The organism is Pseudomonas sp. M5, from assembly GCF_016907075.1.
GTDB classification, from domain to species: domain Bacteria; phylum Pseudomonadota; class Gammaproteobacteria; order Pseudomonadales; family Pseudomonadaceae; genus Aquipseudomonas; species Aquipseudomonas putida_E.
The window spans coordinates 445,643-470,042 of sequence record NZ_JAFBBH010000001.1; the positions used below are offsets into that span (position 1 = coordinate 445,643).

The window sequence follows — 24,400 nt, forward strand, 5'->3', positions numbered from 1 at the left end:
CAGCTTAGGGATGCGCTGCAGGGCGAAAAAGGGCTTGCTCGGCACAGCAGCTGTGACGCGGGGTCACGGCTGGCAGGCCTCGAACTGCAAGGCGCTGCGCTGGGCCGACAGCGCCGGCTGGCGCTTTTGCAGGTAGACGCCGATGGCCACCAGCACGGCCGTCAGCCCCAGGGTGCTGAGCAACTCGGCCCGCTGGCCGGGGAACGCCGCCATGATGGCGAACACGCTGACGATCAAGGCGATGGTGAACAGGGTCAGCCAAGGGAACAGCCACATGCGCACCGCCAGTGGCCTGCCCAGGGCAACCAGCTTGCGGCGCATGCACAGTTGGGTGATGGCGATCACCAGGTACATCAGCAGGGCCAGTGCACCGCTGGTGGCCAGCAGGAACTGGAACACCTGGGCCGGCAGCAGATAGTTGGCGGCCAGCGCCGCCAGTGCGGCCGCCGAGGTCAGGGCCACAGCCAGTAGCGGCACGCCCTGGGCGGTGGTGCGGGAAACAGCGTCGGGCGCATCGCCGCGGCGCGCCAGTGAATAGACCATTCGCGACGCCGTGTAGATGGCCGAGTTCAGGCAGCTGGTGACGGCCACCAGCACCACGATGCTCATGATGCCCGGCGCCCAAGGGATGTTCATCGCGTTCAGCACCGCTTGGTACGAGCCCTGGGCCAGGCCCGGGGCGTTCCACGGGATCAGGCACACCACCACGAACATCGAGCCGAGGTAGAACAGGCCCAGGCGCCACACCACGGCCCGGATGGCCTTTTTGATGTTGGCTTTGGGGTCGGGTGATTCGGCGGCGGCGATGGTCACCACCTCGCTGCCCTGGAAGCTGAACATCGCGGTCAGCAGCGCAGCGACGATGGCCACATTGCCGTTGGGGGCGAAGCCGCCGTTGGCGTACAGGTTGCTGATGCCGCTGGTGGCCGAGCCGGGCATCAGGCCCAGGATCGCCAGCACGCCGAGCCCGATGAAGCTGACGATCGACACCACCTTGAACAGCGACAGCCAGTACTCCAGCGTACCGAACGAACCGACACTGAGGCTGTTGCACAAGACCAGTACCAAGGTCATGGCAAAGGCGGTGAGCCAGTGCGGCAAGCCCAGCCAGTCACCCAGGATGTTGCCGGCAACGATGGCCTCGATGGCGATCACCAGCACGTAGAACCACCAGTACAGCCAGCCAATCGAAAACCCGGCCCAGCGCCCGATGGCCTGGTCGGCGTAGGAGGAAAACGAGCCGGTGTCTGGCCGCGCCGTGGCCATCTCGCCGAGCATCTGCATGACCAGCACCACGATCGCTGCGGCAATCAGGTACGCCACCAGTACCGCCGGCCCGGCGGTGACGATGGCGTTGCTGGAGCCCACGAACAGGCCGGCGCCAATTACCCCGCCGATCGAGATCATCGTGACCTGCCTGCCTTTCAAGCCCGTCCCCAGCTTGTTGTTTGTATTGCCTTGATCGCCACGCATCGGCTTGCACCTCGGTTGCTCGCTTGTTGTTGTCGTGGGCCGTCTGCGCAACGGCCTTGCAGGGTCACCTTAAGCGGCAAAGGCGTGTGGGATTAGCCGGCCAGGCGTCACACCGGGTGTGAACACAGTTCATAGCTGAGCAGGGCAGTACCCGGCAGGCAGGGCAGGGCCGCGCAGTCGGTCCGATATAACCCTGTTGCCGGACGGGAAGGCGCACACTCGAAACAGCCCAGGACTTCTGGGCATTGAGAGGTGCGTATGACCACTGGCAAGCGCTTCACGGATATCGATGCCCCAGGTGCCAAACCCTATGAGGACGCAGACTGGCCAACCGGGGAAGACGACGAGGACAGTGAGCAGGACGAGCGCTCCAAAGCACAGGCTTCTGATGACCATAGGGATGAGAAGGCGCGCACGGAAGGCGAAAGAGGTTCGGGTCGGCCGGACCCGTCCAGGGCTTCTGAGGCTGAACGGTACAGCTATCAGCCTTGGCAAAAAATCAAGCCGTGATGGCCCCGGCCCAGGGTCAGGCGCCCTGGGCCTCTGTATACCCGATGGGTTCACACCGGTGCATCAGCGCCTGCCTGCTCGAGCAAGCCACTGGTCTGCAGGTGTCTCAGTGCTTGTCGGTGAAGTGGTGAGGGTAAAGCACCCGGTCAAGTTCCAGCTTTTCAGCATCCCCCACGCGCTTGCGTACTTCAGCGTAGAACTGCTGGCTCTGGTTCTGGAACCTGATGTAATCGCGGCTACAGGCCTTGAGCGCTGTGCTGAGCTGCTCACCGGTCAGCCCCTGTGCGTGCTTTTGCGAGGCAAGATATGCCTGCCAGCTGTTTTCCACCTGCTGCAGCCCCTGAGCGAGCGCTGTTGTCTCGATTGTCGCCATTGCTGCACCCTCTTTGAGCCGTTAACGGCCCGTCGGTGTGGATCGCCCGAGCGACGATGGACCTGCGATGCTTTGCCGGGCACTGGTGTGGCCTCGGAAACCCGAGCTTAGCCTGTTTTCACGAGGGCGCCTGCACCGTGCGCCAAACGGCGGCGGGCGCACGCGGCACGTAGGCGAGCAGCCGGCATCGTGATGATGCGTCCGGGCGCAGTGCTGTCGATGGTTGGCGCTGCACCTGAAAAAGCCGCGCAAAGGCCCAACGTCTGTGGCAGTGTTAGGCATCTGGCCAGCCCCACAGTGGTTCCACATGCAAACTCGCAAAACCGGTGTTCGCGCCCAGCAGGCGGACCGCACCAGGCACAACATTCTTCAGGCGGCGGTGAAGGTCTTCAGCAAGGAAGGCTTCACTGGCGGGCGCATCGAGCAGATATCCTCGCTGGCAAACTCCAATGACCGGATGATCTACTACTACTTCGGCAACAAGGAAAAGCTGTTCATCAGCGTGCTGGAGCACATCTACGCAAGCTTCAACCAAGCTGAAGCCAAGCTGCGACTGGACCTTTCCGACCCCGAGGCGGCACTGCGCGAGCTGGTGGCGTTCATCTGGGACTACTACGTGCGCCATCCCGAATTCGTCACCCTCCTGGCCACAGAGAACCTCCATCAGGGCAAGCACGTCAGGCAGTCGCAAAACCTGAAGGGGCTGTCCGGCGAGGCGGTCGGCGTACTGCGGCCGATCGTCGAGGCGGGCCAGGCCAAGGGCGTGTTCCGCACGGATATCGACATCAGGCACACCTACCTGATGATTGCCTCGCTCTGCTATTTCTATAACTCCAACCGCTACACGCTCAGTTCGTTTCTTGCCGTGGACCTGGCCGATAAACAGGCCAAGTCCGACTGGCTGGCGTTCATCAGCGACCTGGCCTTGCGCGGGCTGCGCTGCTGACGGGCAAGCGCACGGGTCAATGGCTGCCGGGGTTGGCGCGCACCTGAGCGCTCTTGGCCACCAGCCCCTCCCAGGCCGGCTTTTGGGCCGCAAAGCGCTGGCGCAGGTAAGCGGCAAGGTCCGCCACCTGGCGGTTCGACAAACTGTCCTTGAACCCTGGCATGTAGCCCAGCTCACGTGTCGCCGGCGCCGGTATGCCGTGCAGTATCACGCGCAGCAGGTTGTCCGGCAGGTCGCTGTGAACATTGCTGTTCACAGCCATGGACGGGCTGACCCCGAACAGCTTCGGCCCCAGCCCGTCGCTGTGGCAGGCCATGCACGCGCCCTTGAACACCCGCTCGCCATTGCTCAGGGACACCTGGGTGTCGACTTGCGCTGGCGCCTTGGCTGCGACCGCCTGCGGCGTGCCGTCCAGTGAGGCCAGGTAATGGGCAATGGCGCGTACATCGCTTTGCGGCAAAGTTGCCAGTTCGCTGACCACCGGCCCCATGGGGCCGGCAGCCACGCCATGCTTGTCGGAAAAACCGGTGCTCAGGTAGGTGAACAGCTCATTCTCGCTCCAGGGGGTCGATGACTTGCCCAGGGCATTGAGTGCAGGCGCTTCCCAGCCATCGACCATGCCGCCGGCTAGGTAGCTGTTGCCGCTTTTCTCCGCGCCCATCAGGTTGCGTGGCGAGTGGCACGCCGCGCAGTGGCCGAGCCCGTCGACCAGGTAGGCGCCACGGTTCCATTGCTCGCTGCGCTGCGGGTCGGGCTGGTATTCGCCGCGCTTGAGAAACAGCGCGTTCCAGCCGGCCATCAGTGGGCGCTGGTTGAACGGGAAGCGCATCTGATTGGCCGAGGGCGCCTGGTACACAGGCGTTTGCGACATCAGGTAGGCGTACAGGGCCTGCATGTCGGCGTCAGTGATGTTGCGAAATGACGTGTAGGGAAAGGCCGGGTACAGGTGCCGGCCGTCGCGGCTGATGCCTTCGCGCATGGCCCGTTCGAAGGCGGCGAACGACCACCGGCCGATACCGGTATCCGGATCGGGAGTGATATTGGTGCTGTAGAGCGTACCGAACGGAGTCTCCATCGCCAGGCCACCGACATTGACCTTGCCGCCTTGTACCGTATGGCAGACAGCACAGTCGCCGGCAGCAGCCACTTGGCGCCCGCGCTCGAGCATCGAGGCCGACCAGCTGCCAGCAGCAGGTGGTGTCACCGGGGCGATTTCAGCGCGCCAGGGCAGGGCGGTAGCGGCCATGCCCAACGCGGCGCCGAACACTCCGGCGATCGAGCCGAACCACCATTTCGAGCGCTTCGGCGCGGGCTGTGCCGGCGCCGGCCCGTCGGAGCCCTGGCCATCGCCACTCAGTGCCTCGCGCACCCGCTCAGCCGTGATCGGCAGCTCGCGGAAACGAATGCCGGTGGCATCGAACACGGCGTTGGCGATGGCTGCTGCACTGGGTACCGAGGCTGATTCACCGCTGCCCATCGGCGGCTCGTGTTGGCGCGGCAGCATCATTACATCGATGGCCGGCACCTCGGGGAATGTCAGGATCGGGTATCCGCCCCATTCCTTGCTCGCCACCGTCGATTCTTCGAAGCTCACCTGCTCCTTGAGCACGCGGCTGGTGGACTGAATTACATTGCCGTGTATCTGGTGCCGCACCCCGTCGGGGTTGACCATCATGCCGGCGTCATGGCCGATGACCACACGCGTCACGGCGACCTCGCCGGTGCGCCGGTCCACTGCAACATCGGCGACCCAGGCCGCCCACGCAGCCCCGAAGCCCGGGAACTTGCTGTGGATGTAGCGTGCATAGGCGAAACCGCGTCCGCGCAACACATCACCTTCGGCGGGTGTCTGCATGGGCTCGGTGCGCGGCTGCCAGCCGGCGCGCTCGGCCGTGGCTTTGACCAGGTCGATGGCGCGCGGATCGCTGAGGTGCTTGAGGCGGTACTCGACCGGGTCGACGCCTGCTGCAAAGGCCAGTTCGTCGATGTAGGACTCATGGGCGAAGCTGTTGGGCATGGCCGACACACCACGCATCCACGAGGCGCGTACCAGGGGCGTCATGTCATTGATGGTGACGCGCATGTGCTCGTAGTCGTAGGGGGGAATGGAGGTGCGGTCGCCCATTTCGAACAGTGCCGGTACCGGCTCCACAGCGCCTGTGAGCAGCAGGGCGAGCGTAGGTGCACCGTTGGAGGGGTAGCTGGTCTGGAAATCGTAGGCGGCGACCGTGCCGTCGGCATTCAGGCCGCCATCGATTTCCATCAGTTGCGCGGTACCCTTGGGTTCCCAGGCATGTTCCTGCTCGCGGGTCAGCTGCACCCGCACCGGGCGGCCGACTGCACGCGACAGCAGCACTGCATCGGCGCAGACATCGTCGGCGCAGTTTCGGCCATAGCAGCCGGCCGCTTCCATGCGGATGATCTCGATGCGTTGTTCGGCACAGTCCAGCAGCCAGGCCAGGTCTGCACGCAGCAGGTGCGGGTTCTGGGTGCCCGACCAGACGCGGATCTGCCCGTCGGTGTAGTCGGCGAGCGCGCAGGAGGGGCCAATCGAGCCATGCAACTGGTAGGGCCAGAGATAGCTGCGGCTCAGGCGCTGGCTGGCGTTGGCGATGCCGGCGTCGACATCGCCCTGGTCCAGCACGGTGCGTTGCACACGGGGGTTGTCGCGGATTGCCTGGGCGACATCGCTGAGGTCGGGCAATTTGCCGGTGAGCGGCTTCCAGCTGAGCTTCAAATCGTGGGCAGCGCGGATCGCCTGCTCCTCGCGCTCGGCAACCACACCGACGAAGTCACGGATGACCACTACCGCGATTACCCCCGGCACATGGGCAATAGAGGATTCGTCCACTGCCAGCAGGCTGTTGCCGACGAATTCGCCGCTGTCATGGCCTGCATAGGGCGGGCGGATCACCCGGCCATGCAGCATGTCGGGCAGGCGCATGTCGTGGACGTAGGTCAGTTCGCCGGTCGCCTTGCCAGGGATGTCCACCCGTGCCGCGCTGCGACCGACCAGGCGGTAATCCTCGACGGCCTTGAGCGGCGCATCGTCGGCAATGTGCAGTTGATGGCGCTGCCCGCCGACCAGGTCGGCAAAGCTCAGGGTGCGGCCATCTTCGGTAATCAGCATGCCGGCATCCATGCGCAACGCCTGCACCGGGCAGCCCAGGCGCAGGCTGGCCTGTTCCAGCAGGAAGCGCCGCGCCGTTGCTGCGGCCTTGCGCAGCGGCACGGCGGAAATCTGCAGGGTCGCGCTGGCGATGGTGGCGCCCTGGTTCGGCGCCCGCTCGGTATCACCCAGCACCATGTGCACCTGGTCCATGCGCAGGTCGAGTTCTTCGGCAACGATCTGAGCCAGCGAAGTGCGGATGCCGGTGCCCAGGTCAACGTGGCCATTGAAGGCGTAGACCATGCCGTCATCGCTTACGGCAAGAAACAGCGCCAGCTCACGCGCCTTGACCGTGGGTGTCACACCCTTGGCCACAGGGCCCGAGGGCGGCGTGATCTGGTCGACGATCAACAGTACGCCGGTTTTGCCCATTAACTGGTCGCGGGTGGGAACGTGTTGGGAGTGGTTCATGTTCTGCTCCGGGTCTCAGGCCTGGCGGCCGGCAGCGCGGCGCACCGCGCGCAGGATTTCGACATGGGTGCCACAACGGCACAGGTTGCCCGACAGTTCGTTGCGGATCTGTTCGTCACTGGCGTCGGGGATGCGGTCGAGCAGGGCCTTGGCGGTCATGATCATGCCGTTCATGCAGTAGCCGCACTGGGCGGCCTGCTCATCGATGAACGCCTGCTGCACCGGGTGTGGCGCGGCCTTGCTACCCAGGCCTTCGAGGGTAGTGATGTCGCGGTTGGCGGCGCCGGACAGCGGGATCACGCAGGCGCGTGCGGCCACGCCGTCGATGATCACCGTGCACGCCCCGCACTCGCCCAGGCCGCAGCCGTACTTGGGGCCGTTCAGGTGCAGGTCGTTGCGCAGGACCAGGAGCAAGGGCGTGTCGGCCATGGCGCTGACTTCGACATCCTGGCCGTTGACCCGCAGGGGGAGGGTGATTTGCATGGTTGGCTCATCTCTGGAAGTTTGCATGCCGTTCAAAAGCGAGTACCTGCGCTACCAAACCACTCAAGTGGTGCGCTTGTTTAGGTAAGTACTCACTACATGAAATGTTCAGGCAAGAAGCAGGCCAGGGACGATTCCGTAGGGGTTGCTCGGGGTATTGGGCGCGCTCAGCCCGCCTGATCGTCCCCGTCGATCATCTTGCGCAGCAGAAACAGGATCGCCACCCGCTCTGCGGCGTTCAGGCAGCCCATGCTCAGTTCACTGATTTGCCGGGCGCAGGGGATCATCGCATCGAGCAAGGCTGCGCCACTGTCGGTGAGCCCGACAATGACCTTGCGCCGGTCATCCGGGTCTGGTGACAGCTCGATCAGCCCGCGTGCCTTGAGGCGTTCGACAATGCCGCGGATGGTCGCCTGATCGACGGCGGTGGCCTTGATCAGTTCGGCTTGGGAGCTGGGGCCGTGGTCGCGCAGGGCGCACAGGGTGACGAACTGGATCGAGGTCAACTGCGGGTCGCACGCCTGTTGCTGGAAAATCGCGGTGTGCCGTTGGTAGGCCTTGCGTAAAAGGTGGCCGACCTGTTCGGTCACGTCGTAGGGGGTAGTGTCGGGTGCAGCGGGAGCGGGGGTGTTTTTATTCGACATGGGTTGGCTTGGGCTGTGTGGGTTGGCTGGCCGGCCCCCCGGAACGGGGCGCCGGGCCAGTATAACCACTATCGCGCCTTGGACTCCTCAGGCGCGACCACATCACCGGCCAGCACCACGGCCTGGTCATCCAGGTAGATATCGCAGTTGCGCAGCGGAATATCCAGATGGCAGGGGGTCTTGCGCTTGCCCCCGACTTCGGTGTTGGGGCCGGTGGAGAACAGGAAGTTGCCATAGAACGCGCGGGCATCCATGCACATGCCGTCGTTGCGGTCGTGCAGCCCCATGGCGGTCCACTGGGCACGCGGCTGCAGGCCCCAGCCGATATGGGAGATGCCGTAGACCTCGGGGTCGTTGAAGTACTTCATGTAGTCGCGCAGGTACTCGGCCTCGAAGCCGCCATGGATGCCGGTAATGAAGCCTTTCTCGATCTCCAGGGTGATGCGCTCGCGGCAGTAGTTCTTGAACGGCAGGATGATGTCGCCCACATCCAGTACCAGCGTGCCTTCGGCGCTGTCCTCGTTCGGCCAGGTGAACAAAAAGCCGCTTGGCCAGTGGTCCCAGCGGCCGGGCTCGTCGGCATAGCCGTATTCGGTAACGGCCGGGTATTGGCCCAGTGGGGCGTGGAAATCACTGCCGGCCCTGGAACGCACCTGCATCGTGCGGGCTTGCTTGAGCTGGGTTTCGGCGGCCAGCACGCGGCGCTTGTCGTCTTCGCTGGGCAGCATGCGCGCCAGGACTTCCGGGGGTTCGACCGCCAGCAGTATGCGCGTTCCGGTCTTCAGGATCTGCTCCTGCTCGGGTGAGTGCAGCAGCATCATGGTGTCGACGACCAGGTCGGCGGCTTCCAGCGCCCGCTGGGCTGCCAGGTTGCCGGTCAGGGCGGTGTCGCCGCAGTAGGCGGTCATGTCGTTGCCCATGGCCGTGGGGTGGTTGAACGCGGGCAATTCCACGGCGTAGACCTTCGCCTTGAGCCGCTGCGCCGCTTCCATCGCGGCACTGACCGTACGCGGGTCGGAGTAGTGGCTCTTGAGCACGGCGACGCTCTGAGTTTCGTCCACCCGGGACAGTTTGAGTACGTGTTCGAACATCTGGGTCAGTTCTGCGTTGCTAACCGGCATCAGCTTTCTCCTGGCAGGCCTCGATGAAACCGAAATGCCGCACCGCAGTGGTGCGGGGCGCTTTATCTCGGTGCAAATTAATAGTGTGTACGCCCTATATGCGTTGATGAAAGCGTATCCGGCCTGCAAGCGCAAGTGGTGCGTTGAAACGTTACGAATCCACACATAGCCTAGATAATACGGTTACATCTAGCCGGCTCGCCGATTTCGATCACCCGTTTGAATTTTTTTGAATATTCCCCTTCCCAATAAAAAAATACAGCGTATACACTCTAATTCGTCAGGCGGTTCGGCTGACTACATCACAGAACAAGAGGGGACATACCTATGCGGGGCAGGCAGAAAATCGCAATCGTCGGTGCAGGATTGGGCGGGGCAGCCGCCGCCACTTTGTTGCAGCAGGCCGGCTTTGAGGTCGACGTGTACGAGCAGGCACCGGAGTTCACCCGCCTTGGCGCGGGTATTCACATCGGCCCTAACGTGATGAAGATATTCCGCCGCATGGGGTTGGAGCAGAAGCTGGAGCTGATGGGGTCGCACCCGGATTTCTGGTTCAGCCGCGACGGCAACACGGGTGACTACCTGGCGCGCATCCCGCTGGGTGATTACGCCCGCCGTGAATACGGTGCCTCGTACATCACCATTCACCGTGGCGACCTGCACGCCCTGCAGATCGATGCGATCAAGCCGGGCACCGTGCACTTCGGCAAGCGCCTGGAGAAGATCCTGGACGACGGCGATCAGGTACGCCTGGACTTCGCCGACGGCACCCACACCGTGGCCGACATCGTCATCGGTGCCGACGGCATCCATTCGCGCATCCGTGAAGCGCTGCTGGGTGTCGAAGCGCCGATCTACAGCGGCTGGGTGGCTCACCGCGCACTGATCCGCGGCGAGCATCTGGCGCAACATGCCGACGTGTTCGAGGACTGCGTGAAATGGTGGACCGAAGACCGCCACATGATGGTCTATTACACCACCGGCAAGCGCGACGAGTACTACTTCGTCACCGGCGTCCCGCACGAGGCGTGGGACTTCCAGGGCCCGTTCGTGGACAGCAGCCAGGAAGAAATGCGTGCTGCGTTCCAGGGCTACCACCCCACTGTGCAAAAGCTGATCGACGCCACCGAATCGATCACCAAGTGGCCGTTGCGCAACCGCAACCCGCTGCCGCTGTGGAGCCGTGGCCGCCTGGTGCTGCTGGGGGATGCCTGCCACCCGATGAAGCCGCACATGGCGCAAGGCGCGTGCATGGCCATCGAGGACGCGGCGATGCTCACCCGTTGCCTGGAAGAGACCGGGCTGTCCGACCACCGCACCGCCTTCGCTCTGTACGAGGCTAACCGCAAGGAACGCGCTTCGCGGGTGCAGGCGGTCTCCAACGCCAACACCTTCCTCTACACCCAGGAAGACCCGGCATGGGTCTATGGCTACGACCTCTACGGCCAGGCGCTCAAGAGCGGGGAGGCAGCATGAGCACCTTCGTCGCCGGCGGCAACGTCAACGCCAACGGTATCCGTCAGCATTACCTGCGTTACGGCGGCAAGGGCCCTGCGCTGATCCTGGTGCCGGGTATCACCAGCCCGGCGATCACCTGGGGCTTCGTCGCCGAGCGCCTTGGGCAGCAGTTCGACACCTATGTGCTGGATGTACGCGGCCGCGGCCTGTCCGCGAGCGGGCCTGCACTGGACTATGGCACCGATGCCTGCGCTGCGGACATTCCGGCGTTCGCAGCGGCGCTGGGCCTGGCCAGCTACCACCTGGTCGGCCATTCGATGGGCGCGCGTTTCGCCATCCGCGCCGCCGCGCAAGGGGCGCCCGGGCTGCAGCGCCTGGTGCTGGTCGACCCGCCGGTATCCGGGCCGGGTCGGCGCGAATACCCGAGCAAGCTGCCGTGGTACGTCGACTCTATCCGGCAGGCCTGCAGTGGCATGAGCGGTGACGACATGCGCGCCTTCTGTGCAACCTGGACCGACGAGCAGCTGGCGCTGCGCGCCGAGTGGCTGCACACCTGCCACGAGCCTGCGATCGTGCGTGCCTTCAACGATTTCCACCAGGTGGACATCCACCAGGACTTGCCCCGCGTGCGCCAACCGGCATTGCTGATGGTGGCGGGGCGAGGCGGGGTGATCCAGCCCCAGGACATCGCCGAGATCCGTGAGCTCAAGCCGGACATCCAGGTCGCTCACGTCGACAACGCCGGCCACATGATTCCCTGGGATGACCTCGAAGGCTTCTTTGCCGCCTTCGGTGATTTCCTGGGCCACCCCCTTGTCTGAAGGAGCACGCGACATGACCAAGCCCTACCGTATCGGCCAGATCGTGCCGAGTTCGAACACCACCATGGAAACCGAGATCCCGGCGATGCTCCTGGCCCGCCAGGCGATCCGCCCGGAGCGCTTCACCTTCCACTCCAGCCGCATGCGCATGAAGCAGGTGAAGAAGGAAGAACTGGCGGCGATGGACGGCGAGTCCGACCGCTGCGCAGTGGAACTGTCAGATGCCAAGGTAGACGTGCTCGGCTATGCCTGCCTGGTGGCGATCATGGCCATGGGGCTGGGGTACCACCGCCAGTCAGAGAAGCGTTTGCAAAAAGCCACCGCCGACAACGACGCACTTGCGCCGGTCATCACCAGTGCCGGTGCGCTGGTGGAGGCCCTGCACGTGATGAAGGCCAAGCGCATCGCCATCGTCGCGCCCTACATGAAGCCGTTGACCGAACTGGTGGTCAACTACATCCGTGAGGAAGGCTTCGAGGTGCAGGACTGGCGCGCGCTGGAAATCCCCGACAACCTCGCCGTGGCCCGTCACGACCCGGCCAACCTGCCGGGCATCGTCGCCGGCATGAACCTTGAGGGCGTCGATGTGGTGGTGCTTTCGGCCTGCGTGCAGATGCAGTCGCTGCCGGCAGTCGCCAAGGTCGAGGCGCAAACCGGCAAACCGGTGGTCACCGCTGCCATCGCCACCACCTACGCCATGCTCAAGGCGCTGGACCTGGAACCGGTGGTTCCGGGCGCTGGCGCCTTGCTGTCGGGCGCCTACTGAATCGGGAGACGAACATGAGCGACGCACAAAGCGCCAGCGACAACTACCAGGGCGTATGGGGTCAGCGTATCGGCTTCGGGCGCAAGGCAGCCCTGCTGATGATCGACTTCATGCAGGGCTACACCACCCCCGGTGCGCCGCTCTACGCCCCCGGCGTGGTGACGGCGGTCGAGCAGGCTGCCGTGCTGCTGGCATTGGCCCGGGACTGCGGTACGCTGGTGGTCCATACCAATATCCGCTACCAGGCCCCGCATTTTGCCGATGGCGGCGTGTGGGTACGCAAGGCGCCGGTAATGAAGGACATGGTCGAAGGCAACCCGCTGGCGGCATTCTGCGAGGCCGTCGTGCCACGGGCTGATGAGCCGGTGCTCACCAAGCAGTACGCCAGCGCGTTCTTCGGCACCAGCCTGGCACCACTGCTGCATGCACAAGGGATCGACACCGTGGTGCTGGCCGGCTGCTCCACCAGTGGCTGCATCCGCGCCAGTGCGGTGGATGCGCTGCAGCACGGCTTGCGAACCATCGTGGTGCGTGAGTGCGTCGGTGATCGCCACCCCGCGCCGCACGAAGCAAACCTGTTCGACATCGACAGCAAGTACGGCGATGTCGTCAGCCTGCAGGAAGCCATGGCGCAACTCCAGCGCCTGGCCAGCTGAAACCGCACACCTTGCACCCATAACAATCAAGTAACGGCGCGGGAAGCCCGTTGCATGACCGTCCGCTGTGCGGGCGGCCACCCCGCAGGAGCACCCGGGGTCTTGTGACGCCATCCTCAAACGCCGCGTATAGTGCGCGGCGCGCCCGGAGCGTCGAAAACTGCTGGCCTGAAAACAAAACCACAAAGTCACCCGCCAGGAGACAGGAAATGCCAATTGCGAATGCAACAGCGGTCCACAGCGACATCGACCAATCGACTCAAGCGCTTTACCGCAGGATCACCTGGAGGCTCATACCGTTCCTGTGCTTCTGCTACCTTGCGGCCTACCTGGACCGCATCAACGTCGGCTTCGCCAAGCTGCAGATGCTCGAAGACCTGCAGTTCAGCACCGCAGCCTATGGCTTGGGGGCGGGCCTGTTCTTCGTCGGCTACATCATCTTCGAGGTGCCAAGCAACCTGGTCCTGCAGCGCGTCGGCGCCAAGCTGTGGATCGCCCGCATCATGATCACCTGGGGCCTGCTCTCGGCCTGCACCATGTTCGTCACCACCACCACGCAGTTCTACGTCCTGCGCTTTCTGCTCGGGGCGGCCGAAGCGGGCTTCCTGCCGGGGGTGCTGTTCTACCTGACCATGTGGTACCCGACCTATCGGCGCGGGCGCATCATCGCGCTGTTCATGATCGGGCTGCCGCTGTCGAGTGTGATCGGCGGGCCGATCTCGGGCTGGATCATGGGCCACTTCGACCAGGTGCATGGCCTGCAGGGCTGGCAATGGCTGTTCCTGCTGGAGGCGATCCCCAGTGTGCTGCTGGGTGTCCTGACGTTCTGGGCATTGCCGAACAACTTCCAGCAGGCCAAGTGGCTGTCCGCAGACGACAAGGCACAACTGGCCGCCGACCTTGCCGCCGACGATGCCGAAGGCAAGGGCAGCAAGCACAGCTTCCGCGACGGTTTCTTCAACCTGAAAGTGTGGATGCTCGGTGGCATCGATTTCTCGATCCTGCTGAGCGCCTACGCCATGGGCTTCTGGATGCCCACCTTCATCCGCGACGCCGGTGTCAGCGATACCTTCCATATCGGCCTGCTCACGGCGATCCCGAGCCTGGCGGCATTGCTTGGCATGTTGATGATCGGTGCCAGTTCCGACCGTCATCGCGAACGCCGCTGGCACATCATCGTGCCCTTCATCATCGGTGCAATTGCCATGGCCAGCAGCACCCTGTTCAGCCAGAACCTGGTGATGACCGTGCTGCTGTTCGCCATCGCCTCGGCAGCCATCATCGGCGCGGTGCCGGTGTTCTTCAGCCTGCCGGCGACCTTCCTCAAAGGCACCGCTGCGGCGACCGGTTTCGCCCTGGCGTGTTCGCTGGCCAACATCGCGGGGCTGGTGAGCAACTCGCTGATGGGGATGGTCACCGACCTGACCGGCACCTCCCATGCGGCGCTGTGGGTGTTCGCCCTCTGCTTGCTGCTCAGCTGCTTCCTGGTCATCGCCTTGCCGGCCAAGCTGGTCAACCGATAACGGCCTGACCTTTCGCGTCACGGCAGTGCAAGCGGGCCAGCCAGCCCGCTTGAAGACCCTTCCAAAAACACTCCGCGCGGGTGGCCTCAAGGCCACTGCGGCGGGGAGCTGTTGCCCGAATCCAGGAGTCGTTTCAAATGCCCGTCAACACGTCACAGCGTCATTCCCCGACCGCGCGCCTGGCTGGCGGCTGTATCGCCGCAGCCCTCTGTGCTGAAGCGACGGCCGAAGAGGCCGGTTTCATCGAGGGCGCCAGCGCTACGCTGCAAGCGCGCAATTATTTCTTCAGCCGCGATTATGCCGATATCAAAGGCGCGAGCACGCAGTCGCGCACCCAGGAGTGGGCCCAGGGCTTCATCCTCAATGCCACCTCTGGCTACACCCAAGGCCCCATCGGCGTTGGCATGGACGTCACCGGGCTACTGGGCTTCAAGCTCGACAGCAGCCCCGCGCATGCCAGGTCAGGGCTGTTGCCCAGCCTTGACAGCGGCCAGTCGGCAGACGATTACAGCCGCCTTGGCGCGGCGGTGAAATTCAAGGTGTCGCGCACCGAACTGAAGGTGGGCGAATTGATGCCCAACCTGCCGGTGCTGCTGTTCAGCGACCTGCGCCTGCTGCCGCCGACCTACCAGGGCGCCATGCTCGAGTCCCGCGAGTTTGCCGGGTTGACCTTGAGTGCCGGGCAGTTTCGCTCCACCAGCCTGCGCGACTCCTCCAACAGCCAGAAGATGTATGCGCTGGTCAATGACCCGATCAACCCTTCACGGTTGGCGCGATTCACCAGTGATCGTTTCAACTATGTCGGCGCGGACTATGCGTTCAACGACAACCGTACCCAGGTCGGCGTGTGGCAAGCGCAACTGGAAAACATCTACCAGCAGCGTTTCTACAGCCTCAAACACGCCGAACCTTTGGGTGACTGGACCCTGGGGGTGAATGCCGGCTACTTCGATGCCCAGGAGGATGGCCGGCAGATCGCAGGCCGTTACGACAACCATGCGCTGTTCAGCCTGTTCTCGGCCAAAACGGGTGGCCATACCTTCTATGTGGGGTACCAGCAGATCGGCGGGGACGACGGGTTCATCCAGGTTGGCGCCAACACCAACCCGATGGGCAATACCCTGCCCACCTATGAGTTCGCAGCGCCCGGTGAGCGTTCGTGGCAGGTTCGTCACGATTACAACTTCGTTGCGCTGGGGATACCCGGGCTGACCTCGACGCTGCGCTATGTAAAGGGGCGTGACGTGGAGACCGGCCTGGGCTTCGAGGGCCGTGACCGGGAGCGCGATCTGGACCTTGCCTATGTGGTGCAGAGCGGCCCCCTGGCCGGGCTGGGGGTGCGGGTTCGCAACGTGACGGCCCGCTCGAACTACCGCACGGACATTGACGAGAACCGGTTGATCCTCAGTTATACGGTAAAGCTGTTCTGACCCCGGGCTGGCTTACTCCTGCGCCTGGGCCCCGGCGATATGCCGACCGGCCACATAACCGAACGTCAGCGCCGGGCCCAGGTTGATACCCCCGGACGGGTACCAGCCGCCGAACACGCTGGCCATGTCGGTGCCCGCTGCATACAGGCCGCCGATGGGCTGGCCGTGTTCATCCAGCACACGTGCGTGGCCGTCGGTGCGCAGGCCGGCGAAGGTGCCGAAGCAGCCGGGCTGCACCTTGACCGCGTAGAACGGGCCTTGCTCGATCGGCGCGACGCAGGGGTTGGGCCCCTTGTGTTGGGGGTCGCCCTGTTTGCGGTTGAACGGGGTGCTGCCGCGCCCGAACTCAGGGTCCTGGCCTTGGCGCGCGTGGCGGTTGTACTCGGCCACCGTGGCACTCAGCCCCGCAGGGTCGATGCCGCAGGCGCGGGCCAGCAGTTCCAGGCTGGCACCGCGCTTGAGGTAGCCGCTGCGCAGGTGTGGCCACACCGGCAGCGGGGCGGGGCGGGCGTGGCCAAGGCCATACCGGCGCAGGAAGCGGTGGTCACAGATCAGCCACGAGCAGGCTTGCTCGTCTTGCGGTACGGCGTCGAGCATGGCGGCGACATAGTCGTAGTAGCCGTGCGCCTCGTTGACGAAGCGCTTGCCGTTGGCCAGCACACCGATGATGCCCGGCTTGCCGCGTTCGATGATGTGCGGGAAGTGGCCGACGCTGCCGTCACGGTGCGCTACCTTGGACACCGGGGCCCAGGCAACCGCCGACTTCAGGTCGGTGGCTACCACGCCGCCGGCTGATTCGCCCAGGCGCAGGCCGTCGCCGGAGCACGACGGCGGCGGCAGTGCGAGGTTGTCGTGGCCACTGGCATCGCGCGGGAACAATTGCCGGCGCCGCACGGGGTCGTGAGCAAAGCCACCAGCGGCCAGCACCACGGCTTTGGCGCGAAGCGTAATGTCGCCCTGCGCTGTACCGATCACCGCGCCACGCACCTGGCCGTCCTCCATCAGCAAGCGTTTGGCTGGCGCAGACTCAAGCAGGCGCACGCCCAGGTCTTCGGCCGACTTGGCCAGGCGCGCCACCAGTGCCACACCGTTGACCAAGTGCATGGCCCGGCCATGGCGGGCAAGGTGGTACAGGTGGCGACTGAAGCGCTTGCACACATGCCAGAAGGCGCGGGGCGAGCGGGTCATGTTGAGAAAGGCCGCAAGGTCGGCGCCAGCCATGATCGGCATGCCCATGAACGAGGTTTCGCGCAGTGTCCTGCGCAAGCGTGGCAACAGCGCACCGAGTTCGCGGGCGTCATAAGGGGCGGCGATGACCTGGTGCCCACCGGTGGCGGCGCCAGGGGTGTCGCCGTGCATGTCGGGGATGGCGTTGCCCTCAGCGAACTGCAGGGCCGTGTGTTTCTCGAAAAAGGCGACCATGTGCGGGCAGGCTTCGAGAAAGGCGTCGATGCGCTGCGCATCGTAATGCGCGCCCAGTTCGTTGCGCAGGTAAGTGCGTGGCTGCTCGATGTCTTCTTCGATACCGGCGCGGCGCGCCAGCGGGTTGCGCGGCACCCAGGCCCAGCCGCCGGACCAGGCAGTGGCGCCGCCGAACACCGGGTCTTTTTCCACAAGGGTAACCCGCTGCCCATGCCAGGCAGCCGTGACCGCAGCAGCCAGCCCGGCGGCGCCGGAGCCAATGACCAGTACATCGCATTCGGCTTGCAAGGTGTCGGTGGGCATTGCGGGTCTCCGGTATTATTATTGGAACAAGGTTCCATATTCTTCTTGGTTGACCCGCCGGGATGCAAGTGCCGCCAGTAAGTAGTGGTCGATAAACGGACACTTCAGAGCGGGTCAGCTGCGGTGGCCCATGAGGATATGGAATCATCTTCCAGAATTTGCCTTCTTTATCAGGAAACCCTGTCATGGCCGGTAGTCAGATCGAACGCGCCTTCAGTCTTGTAGAAAGCCTTGCCGCCGAGCCCCAGGGCCTGGGCCTGCAAACCCTGGCTGACCAGCTTCAGATCCCCAAGAGCGCAGCCCATCGCATGCTCGCTGAACTCGCGCGTCTGGGCTACGTACGCCAGAACCGTGACAACAGCCGCTATCAGTTGTCCGCCAAGCTGGTGGCGCTGGGCTTTCGCTATCTGTCCAGCAGCGGCGCCGACATCATCCAGCCGATACTCGACCGCCTGGCCCAGGAAAGCGGCGAGCTGGTGCGCCTGGGCGTGATCGACGGCGCCCGCCAGACCTGGATCGCCAAATCCCAGGGCGCGCGGTCCGGTTTGCGTTACGACCCGGACATGGGCCGCGATGCGCCCCTGTTCTATACCGCCTCCGGGCATGCCTGGCTGGCTAGCCTGAGCGATGACGAGGCGCTGCAGATGGTCCTGCGCCAGGGCATTGCCGACCCCGAGCAGTTCGGCCCCAACGCGCCGCGCTCCACCGAACAGCTGCTGAGTTACCTGGCGGGCGCCCGTGAGCGGGGTTATGCCTGGGTCGAGCAAACCTCGGCAGTCGGTACCTCGGCCCTGGCTGCGGTGGTGCGCCGGCCGCAAGGTAATGAGGTCATTGGCGTGCTAAGCATTGCCGGGCCCAGTGCGCGCCTTTCGCAAGCACGCCTGCCGGAGCTTGCGCCTTTATTGTTGGCGGCTGTGGAGGAGTTGTCGGCAGCCAGCCAGGCGAGTGAGTTGTTTGCCTGACATGCACGGCAGCACGGGCCTGCCTCTGAACTTTCCGGTCGATTACCGCACACTCTATGCCCAGCGTCCTTTTGCAAAGCGGACCGCAGTTCTAAATTAGCGATAGCTGATTTTGGAACTGGGTTCCGAAGTTGCCAGAACAACAACGAAAAGAGGACCGCCCGTTGAACGCACCCCTTCGCATTGCCCTGATTGGCGCCGGCATCATGGGCCGCCAGCATTACCAGCATCTGAGCCAGGTGCCGCAAGCGCAGTTGTGCGCGGTGGCCGACCCAGGCCCCCAGGCTGAAGCCTTCGCCGCCGAGTGCGGGGTGGCGTATTTCGCCGATCACCGGCAGATGCTGGAGGTTGTGCGCCCCGAGGCCGTGATCGTGGCCAATCCGAACAACCTGCACGTGGCCACCGCCCTCGATTGTGTCGAAGCCGGCGTGCCGGTATTGGTAGAAAAACCGGTGGGAGTGCACCTGGATGAAGTGCGGGCGCTGGTGGAGGCGTCGCGCCGCTGCGGCGTGCCGGTGCTGGTCGGCCACCACCGGCGGCACAACCCGCTGATCGCCAGCGCGCGCGGCGTGATCGCCGAAGGGGCCTTGGGCCGGTTGGTCAACGTCACCGCGCTGTGGCAGTTGCAAAAGCCCGACAGCTATTTCGACACACCGTGGCGCCGCGAGCCCGGCGCCGGTTTCCTGCTGACCAACCTGATCCACGACCTCGACCTGCTGCGTTACCTGTGCGGTGAGGTGGTACAGGTGCAGGCGTTCACCCGTAACCAGGTGCGCGGCTTTGCCAACGAGGACAGCGCGGCAGTGTTGCTGGAGTTCGCCAACGGCGCGCTGGGTAGCCTGACCGGCTCCGATGCGGTGGCAGCGCCGTGGAGCTGGGAGCTGAGTTCGGGAGAAAGCCCTGTCTATCCACGCCAGGCGGACCAACCCTGCTACCTGCTGGCCGGCACCCGGGGAGCGCTGAGCATCCCGCAGCTCAAGCACTGGCAGTACGCCGAGGCAAACTCGGGTTGGCATACACCGTTGCTGCAGAGCGAGGCGGGCATCCCGGCGGGGGAGGCATTGACCCTGCAGTTGCAGCACTTTGTCCGTGTTGCCCGTGGGCAGGAAGCGCCATTGACCGATGCAGCTGACGGTGGCCGCACCTTGGCGTTGATCGAGGCGATCCGCCAGGCGGCCGCCACCGGCCGGGCTTGCGCGCCAGAGACAATCGTGTGAGCCGCGTGAGCGTTCTTTCGCCCCGTACCCATTTGCCCGCAGGTAACCCGCATGACTGATCGAATCTTTTCCCTGGCCGCGCTCACCGTACTGGAGCTGTCACCCCCGGCAATGGTCGAAGCCGCCGCCCGTGCCGGTTACAGCCACGTTGGCCTGCGCTTGCTGCCAGCGACCAGCGAAGAGCAGCACTTCCCGCTGGTTACCGATGCCGAGCTGCGCCGCCAGACCCAGGCGCGCCTGCGCGACACTGGCATCAAAGTCCTGGACCTGGAAATCCTGCGTCTCAAACCCGACACCTGCGTGGCCGATTTCGAGCCGATGCTGGCGGTCGGTGCCGCGCTTGGCGGCAGCGAACTGCTGGTTGCCGGCAACGACCCGAGCGAGGCGCGCCTCACCGAGCGCTTCGCTCAATTGTGCGACCTGGCTGCCGGCTACGGTATTCACCCGCATCTGGAGTTCATGCCCTGGACCGACGTTCGCGACCTGCAACAGGCCATGCGCATCGTTGCCAACGCAGACCGCCCGAACGCTTGCGTACTGGTGGATGCCTTTCATTTCAACCGCTCCGGGTCGTCGCTCGACGACCTGGCGCGCCTGGCCCCGCAGCGCATGCGCTACGCCCAATTGTGTGACGTGGCTGGGCCGGTGCCGGCAGACATGGATGAAATCCTGCGCCAGGCCCGTAACGAGCGGCGTTTTCCGGGGGAGGGTGATGCCGACCTGACGGGCCTGTTGCGCGGGTTGCCAGCGAGTGTTCCGTTAAGCCTGGAGATCCCCACGCGGCAACTGCTGGAGCAGGGCGTCAGTGGCGAACAGCGTGCGCGTATGGCACTGGAAAAGGCCCGGGCGGTGTTGGCATTGATTTGAGCCAAGGGGCCGCTTTGCGGCCCATCGCCGGCAAGCCGGCTCCCATAGGTAACGCGCAGACCTCAAGAACTGCGCGGTTCCGGCAGGAGCTGATCAGGCCTGTCCGGGCTGCGGTGATCCGCACAGCGCCAGGCCCGCGAGGTACCCAAAGGTCATCCCGGGCCCCAGTGTGATACCGCCACTGGGGTAGTGCCCGCCCATAATGCTGTGCATGTCATTGCCCACGGCAAACAGCCCCGGTATGGCTTGCCCTGCACCATCGAGCACCCTCGCCGAAGCATCGGTGCCCAGCCCGGCAAAGGTGCCGAGGCTGCCCGGCAGCAACTTCACTGCATAAAAAGGGCCGCGCAGCAGGGGCCGCAGCGAAGGGTTCGGCGCCTGTTCAGGCTCACCCTGCGCCCGGTTGTACGCCGAGGCGCCGCGCCCAAAGTCAGGGTCCACGCCCTGCGCCGCATGCTGATTGAAACGCGCCACAGTGCCCTGCAATTGCTGGCCATCTATGCCACAACGCGCGGCCAGTTGCGCCAGGTCGTTGCCGCGCAACAGGTAGCCACGCCGTTCATAGAAGCGGGCAGGGAAGGGAAACGGTTTGGCCCAGCCGATGCCATAGCGACGCTGCGCGGCGTGGTCGCAGATCAACCAGGCCTCATAAGGCTCGCCCTCTGGCGTAGCGGCGAACAGCGCATTCATGAAGTCGTGGTAGCAGTCCGCCTCGTTGACAAAGCGTCGGCCGTCACTGCGCACTGCAATGAAACCAGGCTTGGCGCGGTCGATCAGGTGCGGGAAATGCCCAGCGCGGCCATCGCCGCGCGGCACCTGCGATACCGGCGCCCAGGCACCGGCATGGGCCAAGGTGGTAGCGACCTGGGCGCCAGCCTGCTCTCCCAGGCGCAGGCCATCGCCGCTGTTTTCCGGCGGCGCGGCAGAGTAATGGCCAACCCCGTCGGGCGCGTGCGGCATCAGTTGCGCGATGCGCTGGCGGTCATGGGCAAAGCCGCCACAGGCCAGCACTACGCCACGCCGCGCCTGGATCAGCTGGCCATCGGCACACTGCGCGCCGCTGATGCGTGCCCCTCCCAGCAAGGCAATGGCCGCTTTGTCGGTCAGCAGCGTGACGCCCAGGTCCAGGGCACTGCGTAGCAGGCCGGCCACCAGCGCGTTGCCGTTGACCAGTTGCAGACCGCGCCGGTGCCGCAACAGGTCGCGCCCGTGACGCAACAGGCGTTTGGCCACATGCCAAGCCGCCCTGGGCGATTGGCGAGCATTGAAGAAAGCCGCCATGTCCGTGCCACCGGCGATGCCCATGCCGGCCAGGCTGACGATGTCCAGCGGTGGCCGCAGCCTGTGTATCCAGGGCCCGAGCAGGCGGCCGTCATAGGGCAGTGCACACAGTGCTCGCCCGCCGTGGGCGCTGCCGTCGCCTTCACGCATGTCGGGGAGCTTCGTACCGCACTGGAACTTCACGCGGGTGTGCTGCTGGAAGAACGCCACCATTGCGGGGCCATGGCGCAGGAACGCCAGTTGGCGTGCGTCCAGTTCAGCGACGCGGGTCTGGGCACGCAGGTAGCGCTCTGGTGCATCGTCGGTTTCGACCAGGCCTTCGGCCACGGCCAGCGGGTTGCGCGGTATCCATAGCCATCCGCCCGACCAGGCGCTGGTGCCGCCAAGCCGGGGGGCTTTTTCCGCCACGATCACCTTCAGGCCGTGGTGCGCGGCGGTAACCGCCGCAGCCAGGCCGCTGGCACCGGAGCCGATGACAAGTACGTCACACTCAAGGGGTTGCATGGGTGCACTCCGGTTCCGTTTTCACTGCAGCGGCGAGAAGCCTGTAGGCCGCAGCAGGCGTGATTGCAGCCGCAGTACGGCGCCCAGTTCACGGTTGCGCCGTGAAAACTCCGCCCAGCGCGGGTCTGCGGCCATCGCCGCACGGCGTTCGCTGCGTTGGTCCAGGCTGGCATAACCCCAGATGTGCACCACCTGGTTCACCTCACCGAATTCGCTGGTGAAGAAGCCGACCAGGTTGCCCAGGTGTTCGCACTGCACCGCCAGTGCGTGGCTTTGGTAGAGAGCCAGCCAGTCAGCCATTTTCAGTGGGTCGAGGGTGTAGGTTCTCATTTCGAAGTACATGGGAGCGTCTCCATTTCAGGGCTGTGGGCTTGCAGGCGTTCAGCGATATGGCTGGCAGCGATCCAGCCGAAGGTGAGGGCAGGGCCGAGGGTGATCCCTGGGCCTGGATAGGTGCCATTCATCAACGCGTTCATGTCGTTGCCGGCGGCATACAAGCCTACGATCGGCGCACCGGCGCGGTTGAGTACATTGGCGTTGGCGTCGGTCACCAGGCCGCGCGCGGAGCCAAGGTCGCCGGTGTGAATACGGATGGCGTAGAACGGGGCCTTGGCCAGTGGCGCCAGGCACGGGTTGGGCTTGTGCTGCGGGTCGCCCATGTAGCGGTTGTAGCTGTTGCCGCCCTTGTCAAATTGCCGGTCGATGCCGCTGCGGGCGTCGGCGTTGAAGCGCTCCAGTGTTTCCTGCAGCACCTGCGTGGCCACGCCGATGGCCCGGGCCAGCTCTTGCACTGAGCCGGCGCGGTGCAGGTAGCCGGCTTCGATCAGGGCCGTGTTGTCCACCGGTTTGGGCCGTGCCAGGCCCAGGCCGTAACGGTTCATGGCCTGGGCGTCACAGACCAGCCAGCAGGTGCTGATGCCGTTGGCGAACATGGCCTGGACGAAGTGGTGATAGGAGTTGGATTCGTTGACGAAGCGCCGCCCGGCCGGGTCGAGCGCAATGACCCCTGGCTTGGCGCGGTCGGTGACCAGGTGCGGGAAGCGCTCGCGCTCACCACTGGCATGGCGCCGCTCGGAAACCGGCGCCCAGAAGAAGTTGGCGACCAGGCCCTCGCCCTGGGCTGCATCCACCGCCTGGGCAAGGCGCAGAGCAGCACCGTCGTTGCTGGGCGGGGACATGCTGAGGTGTGGCGCGTCAGGGGCCGGCCGGTAGACCGCAGCCAGCGCACCCTCAGCAAACCCGCCCATGGCGCAGACCACACCGCCGCGGGCATGGACCTGGGTGCGGCGGCCCTCATGCTGTACTTCCACGCCGGTGACCGTGCCGTGCTCGACGATCAGTGCCTGCGCTTCGCTGCGCAACCACAGGTGCGCGCCGTGGGCAAAGGCTGTGCTGGCCAGGCGGGCGACCAGCGCGTTCCCCGTGGTCAGGCGCGTGCCACGGTGGTGGCGAACACGGTCCAGTGCGTAGCGCGCCATCAGTTTCAGGCAATGCCACAGTGACCGGGGTGAGCGGCGTAGGCTCAGGAAGTGCTGAATGTCCTCGCGGTTGACCATCATAGCGCCGAACAACAGCATGCCCGGTGGTGGCATCTTCAAGTCCTTGAAGCGCGCGCCGAGGCGGCGGCCGTCATACTCGACCATTTCCAGCGCCCGGCCGAACGCCGTGGCGCCGGGTGCGTCCGGGTAATAGTCCGGGGAGTGCGGGCGCAGTGCGTAGCGCAGTTCGGTGTTGTGCTCCAGCCAGCGCAGCGCCTGGTGCCCGCGCGCGATGAAGGCGTCCACCAGTTCGGCGTTGTAGCCGGTACCGATGATGGTTTTCAGGTAGGTCCTGACGGCCTCGGGCGAATCCTGGGCACCGGCGGCGCGCGCCTGATCGGAGCCATACAACCATGCTGCTCCGCCGGAGATCGCCGAGGTACCGCCAAAGTGTTCGGCCTTTTCCACCACCAGGACCTTCAGGCCCAGGCGTGATGCCGTGGCGGCGGCAGCCAGGCCACCGGCGCCGCTGCCGAGCACGACCAGGTCGTACACCGGTTGCGCGTTTTCGATAGGGGGCAT

Annotated in this window: 21 protein-coding genes; 11 read left to right on the plus strand and 10 right to left on the minus strand. The window is 65.0% G+C overall.

Annotated elements, in window-relative coordinates:
- Positions 1-63: 63 nt before the first annotated feature.
- Entirely contained in the window at positions 64-1,473 is a 1,410-nt protein-coding gene (locus JOE27_RS02105; RefSeq protein ID WP_119688765.1) for an amino acid permease, read from the minus strand.
- A 258-nt stretch (positions 1,474-1,731) separates the two neighbouring features.
- Here JOE27_RS02105 and JOE27_RS02110 point away from each other — a divergent pair, with 258 nt between their 5' ends.
- On the plus strand, positions 1,732-1,983 hold the full coding sequence (locus tag JOE27_RS02110) for a hypothetical protein (RefSeq protein ID WP_174141414.1): 252 nt from the start codon (positions 1,732-1,734) through the stop codon (positions 1,981-1,983).
- A gap of 106 nt (positions 1,984-2,089) precedes the next feature.
- Here JOE27_RS02110 and JOE27_RS02115 read toward each other — a convergent pair whose 3' ends face one another.
- Positions 2,090-2,356: a hypothetical protein gene (locus tag JOE27_RS02115; protein WP_046785578.1), complete on the minus strand. Its 267-nt coding sequence runs from the start codon at positions 2,354-2,356 to the stop codon at positions 2,090-2,092.
- 307 nt (positions 2,357-2,663) lie between these two features.
- On the opposite strand from JOE27_RS02115, the gene JOE27_RS02120 reads away from it, so the two are divergent.
- Entirely contained in the window at positions 2,664-3,302 is a 639-nt protein-coding gene (locus JOE27_RS02120; RefSeq protein WP_115275155.1) for a TetR family transcriptional regulator, read from the plus strand.
- A 16-nt stretch (positions 3,303-3,318) separates the two neighbouring features.
- Here JOE27_RS02120 and JOE27_RS02125 read toward each other — a convergent pair whose 3' ends face one another.
- The 4 genes from JOE27_RS02125 to JOE27_RS02140 form a co-directional block, all read right to left on the minus strand.
- Positions 3,319-6,882: a molybdopterin cofactor-binding domain-containing protein gene (locus JOE27_RS02125; RefSeq protein ID WP_115275154.1), complete on the minus strand. Its 3,564-nt coding sequence runs from the start codon at positions 6,880-6,882 to the stop codon at positions 3,319-3,321.
- A 15-nt stretch (positions 6,883-6,897) separates the two neighbouring features.
- Positions 6,898-7,365 carry a (2Fe-2S)-binding protein gene (locus JOE27_RS02130; RefSeq protein WP_204917700.1) on the minus strand — a complete coding sequence of 156 codons (468 nt, stop codon included), beginning with the start codon at positions 7,363-7,365 and terminating at the stop codon, positions 6,898-6,900.
- A gap of 167 nt (positions 7,366-7,532) precedes the next feature.
- Entirely contained in the window at positions 7,533-8,009 is a 477-nt protein-coding gene (locus tag JOE27_RS02135; protein WP_174141416.1) for a MarR family winged helix-turn-helix transcriptional regulator, read from the minus strand.
- A 68-nt stretch (positions 8,010-8,077) separates the two neighbouring features.
- The gene (locus JOE27_RS02140; RefSeq protein ID WP_046785574.1) at positions 8,078-9,130 is read right to left on the minus strand and encodes a 2,5-dihydroxypyridine 5,6-dioxygenase; all 1,053 of its coding nucleotides are present in this window, start codon (positions 9,128-9,130) and stop codon (positions 8,078-8,080) included.
- A gap of 327 nt (positions 9,131-9,457) precedes the next feature.
- Here JOE27_RS02140 and JOE27_RS02145 point away from each other — a divergent pair, with 327 nt between their 5' ends.
- From JOE27_RS02145 to JOE27_RS02170, 6 genes are all read left to right on the plus strand, one after another.
- On the plus strand, positions 9,458-10,606 hold the full coding sequence (locus JOE27_RS02145) for an FAD-dependent monooxygenase (RefSeq protein WP_012314029.1): 1,149 nt from the start codon (positions 9,458-9,460) through the stop codon (positions 10,604-10,606).
- Complete coding sequence (gene nicD / locus JOE27_RS02150) at positions 10,603-11,409, plus strand: N-formylmaleamate deformylase (protein ID WP_115275152.1); 807 nt, start codon at positions 10,603-10,605, stop codon at positions 11,407-11,409. The genes JOE27_RS02145 and nicD overlap by 4 nt, the downstream gene beginning before the upstream one ends.
- A 13-nt stretch (positions 11,410-11,422) precedes the next feature.
- On the plus strand, positions 11,423-12,175 hold the full coding sequence (locus JOE27_RS02155; protein ID WP_115275151.1) for an Asp/Glu racemase: 753 nt from the start codon (positions 11,423-11,425) through the stop codon (positions 12,173-12,175).
- Positions 12,176-12,189: 14 nt separating this feature from the next.
- On the plus strand, positions 12,190-12,831 hold the full coding sequence (locus JOE27_RS02160) for an N-carbamoylsarcosine amidohydrolase (protein WP_046785571.1): 642 nt from the start codon (positions 12,190-12,192) through the stop codon (positions 12,829-12,831).
- A gap of 209 nt (positions 12,832-13,040) precedes the next feature.
- The gene (locus JOE27_RS02165) at positions 13,041-14,354 is read left to right on the plus strand and encodes an MFS transporter (RefSeq protein ID WP_115275150.1); all 1,314 of its coding nucleotides are present in this window, start codon (positions 13,041-13,043) and stop codon (positions 14,352-14,354) included.
- Between the two features lie 137 nt (positions 14,355-14,491).
- Positions 14,492-15,784: an OprD family porin gene (locus tag JOE27_RS02170; protein WP_204917702.1), complete on the plus strand. Its 1,293-nt coding sequence runs from the start codon at positions 14,492-14,494 to the stop codon at positions 15,782-15,784.
- A gap of 12 nt (positions 15,785-15,796) precedes the next feature.
- Here the strand turns inward: JOE27_RS02170 and JOE27_RS02175 are convergent, their stop codons facing one another.
- The gene (locus JOE27_RS02175; protein WP_115275148.1) at positions 15,797-17,509 is read right to left on the minus strand and encodes an FAD-dependent oxidoreductase; all 1,713 of its coding nucleotides are present in this window, start codon (positions 17,507-17,509) and stop codon (positions 15,797-15,799) included.
- A gap of 185 nt (positions 17,510-17,694) precedes the next feature.
- On the opposite strand from JOE27_RS02175, the gene JOE27_RS02180 reads away from it, so the two are divergent.
- From JOE27_RS02180 to JOE27_RS02190, 3 genes are all read left to right on the plus strand, one after another.
- Positions 17,695-18,471, plus strand: coding sequence for an IclR family transcriptional regulator (locus JOE27_RS02180; RefSeq protein WP_012314036.1), 777 nt, complete (start codon positions 17,695-17,697; stop codon positions 18,469-18,471).
- Between the two features lie 164 nt (positions 18,472-18,635).
- Positions 18,636-19,688: a Gfo/Idh/MocA family oxidoreductase gene (locus JOE27_RS02185; protein ID WP_115275146.1), complete on the plus strand. Its 1,053-nt coding sequence runs from the start codon at positions 18,636-18,638 to the stop codon at positions 19,686-19,688.
- A gap of 51 nt (positions 19,689-19,739) precedes the next feature.
- Positions 19,740-20,555, plus strand: coding sequence for a sugar phosphate isomerase/epimerase (locus tag JOE27_RS02190; RefSeq protein ID WP_204917705.1), 816 nt, complete (start codon positions 19,740-19,742; stop codon positions 20,553-20,555).
- A 93-nt stretch (positions 20,556-20,648) separates the two neighbouring features.
- On the opposite strand, the gene JOE27_RS02195 is transcribed toward JOE27_RS02190, so the two are convergent.
- From JOE27_RS02195 to JOE27_RS02205, 3 genes are read right to left on the minus strand one after another with little or no spacing between them, the layout of a single operon-like run.
- Positions 20,649-22,340 carry an FAD-dependent oxidoreductase gene (locus JOE27_RS02195; RefSeq protein ID WP_174141420.1) on the minus strand — a complete coding sequence of 564 codons (1,692 nt, stop codon included), beginning with the start codon at positions 22,338-22,340 and terminating at the stop codon, positions 20,649-20,651.
- Positions 22,341-22,361: 21 nt separating this feature from the next.
- Positions 22,362-22,682, minus strand: a complete 321-nt coding sequence (locus JOE27_RS02200; RefSeq protein WP_115275143.1) for an NIPSNAP family protein — start codon at positions 22,680-22,682, stop codon at positions 22,362-22,364.
- Entirely contained in the window at positions 22,667-24,400 is a 1,734-nt protein-coding gene (locus JOE27_RS02205) for an FAD-dependent oxidoreductase (protein ID WP_204917707.1), read from the minus strand. Before JOE27_RS02205 ends, JOE27_RS02200 begins: the two co-directional genes overlap by 16 nt.

Excerpts from the sequence above, each read along its gene's own strand:
- JOE27_RS02105 (WP_119688765.1), bottom strand. The coding sequence starts at position 1,473 with ATGCGTGGCGATCAAGGCAATACAAACAACAAGCTGGGGACGGGCTTG.
- JOE27_RS02110 (WP_174141414.1), top strand. The coding sequence starts at position 1,732 with ATGACCACTGGCAAGCGCTTCACGGATATCGATGCCCCAGGTGCCAAA.
- JOE27_RS02115 (WP_046785578.1), bottom strand. The coding sequence starts at position 2,356 with ATGGCGACAATCGAGACAACAGCGCTCGCTCAGGGGCTGCAGCAGGTG.
- JOE27_RS02120 (WP_115275155.1), top strand. The coding sequence starts at position 2,664 with ATGCAAACTCGCAAAACCGGTGTTCGCGCCCAGCAGGCGGACCGCACC.
- JOE27_RS02125 (WP_115275154.1), bottom strand. The coding sequence starts at position 6,882 with ATGAACCACTCCCAACACGTTCCCACCCGCGACCAGTTAATGGGCAAA.
- JOE27_RS02130 (WP_204917700.1), bottom strand. The coding sequence starts at position 7,365 with ATGCAAATCACCCTCCCCCTGCGGGTCAACGGCCAGGATGTCGAAGTC.
- JOE27_RS02135 (WP_174141416.1), bottom strand. The coding sequence starts at position 8,009 with ATGTCGAATAAAAACACCCCCGCTCCCGCTGCACCCGACACTACCCCC.
- JOE27_RS02140 (WP_046785574.1), bottom strand. The coding sequence starts at position 9,130 with ATGCCGGTTAGCAACGCAGAACTGACCCAGATGTTCGAACACGTACTC.
- JOE27_RS02145 (WP_012314029.1), top strand. The coding sequence starts at position 9,458 with ATGCGGGGCAGGCAGAAAATCGCAATCGTCGGTGCAGGATTGGGCGGG.
- nicD (WP_115275152.1), top strand. The coding sequence starts at position 10,603 with ATGAGCACCTTCGTCGCCGGCGGCAACGTCAACGCCAACGGTATCCGT.
- JOE27_RS02155 (WP_115275151.1), top strand. The coding sequence starts at position 11,423 with ATGACCAAGCCCTACCGTATCGGCCAGATCGTGCCGAGTTCGAACACC.
- JOE27_RS02160 (WP_046785571.1), top strand. The coding sequence starts at position 12,190 with ATGAGCGACGCACAAAGCGCCAGCGACAACTACCAGGGCGTATGGGGT.
- JOE27_RS02165 (WP_115275150.1), top strand. The coding sequence starts at position 13,041 with ATGCCAATTGCGAATGCAACAGCGGTCCACAGCGACATCGACCAATCG.
- JOE27_RS02170 (WP_204917702.1), top strand. The coding sequence starts at position 14,492 with ATGCCCGTCAACACGTCACAGCGTCATTCCCCGACCGCGCGCCTGGCT.
- JOE27_RS02175 (WP_115275148.1), bottom strand. The coding sequence starts at position 17,509 with ATGCCCACCGACACCTTGCAAGCCGAATGCGATGTACTGGTCATTGGC.
- JOE27_RS02180 (WP_012314036.1), top strand. The coding sequence starts at position 17,695 with ATGGCCGGTAGTCAGATCGAACGCGCCTTCAGTCTTGTAGAAAGCCTT.
- JOE27_RS02190 (WP_204917705.1), top strand. The coding sequence starts at position 19,740 with ATGACTGATCGAATCTTTTCCCTGGCCGCGCTCACCGTACTGGAGCTG.
- JOE27_RS02195 (WP_174141420.1), bottom strand. The coding sequence starts at position 22,340 with ATGCAACCCCTTGAGTGTGACGTACTTGTCATCGGCTCCGGTGCCAGC.
- JOE27_RS02200 (WP_115275143.1), bottom strand. The coding sequence starts at position 22,682 with ATGTACTTCGAAATGAGAACCTACACCCTCGACCCACTGAAAATGGCT.
- JOE27_RS02205 (WP_204917707.1), bottom strand. The coding sequence starts at position 24,400 with ATGCCCCCTATCGAAAACGCGCAACCGGTGTACGACCTGGTCGTGCTC.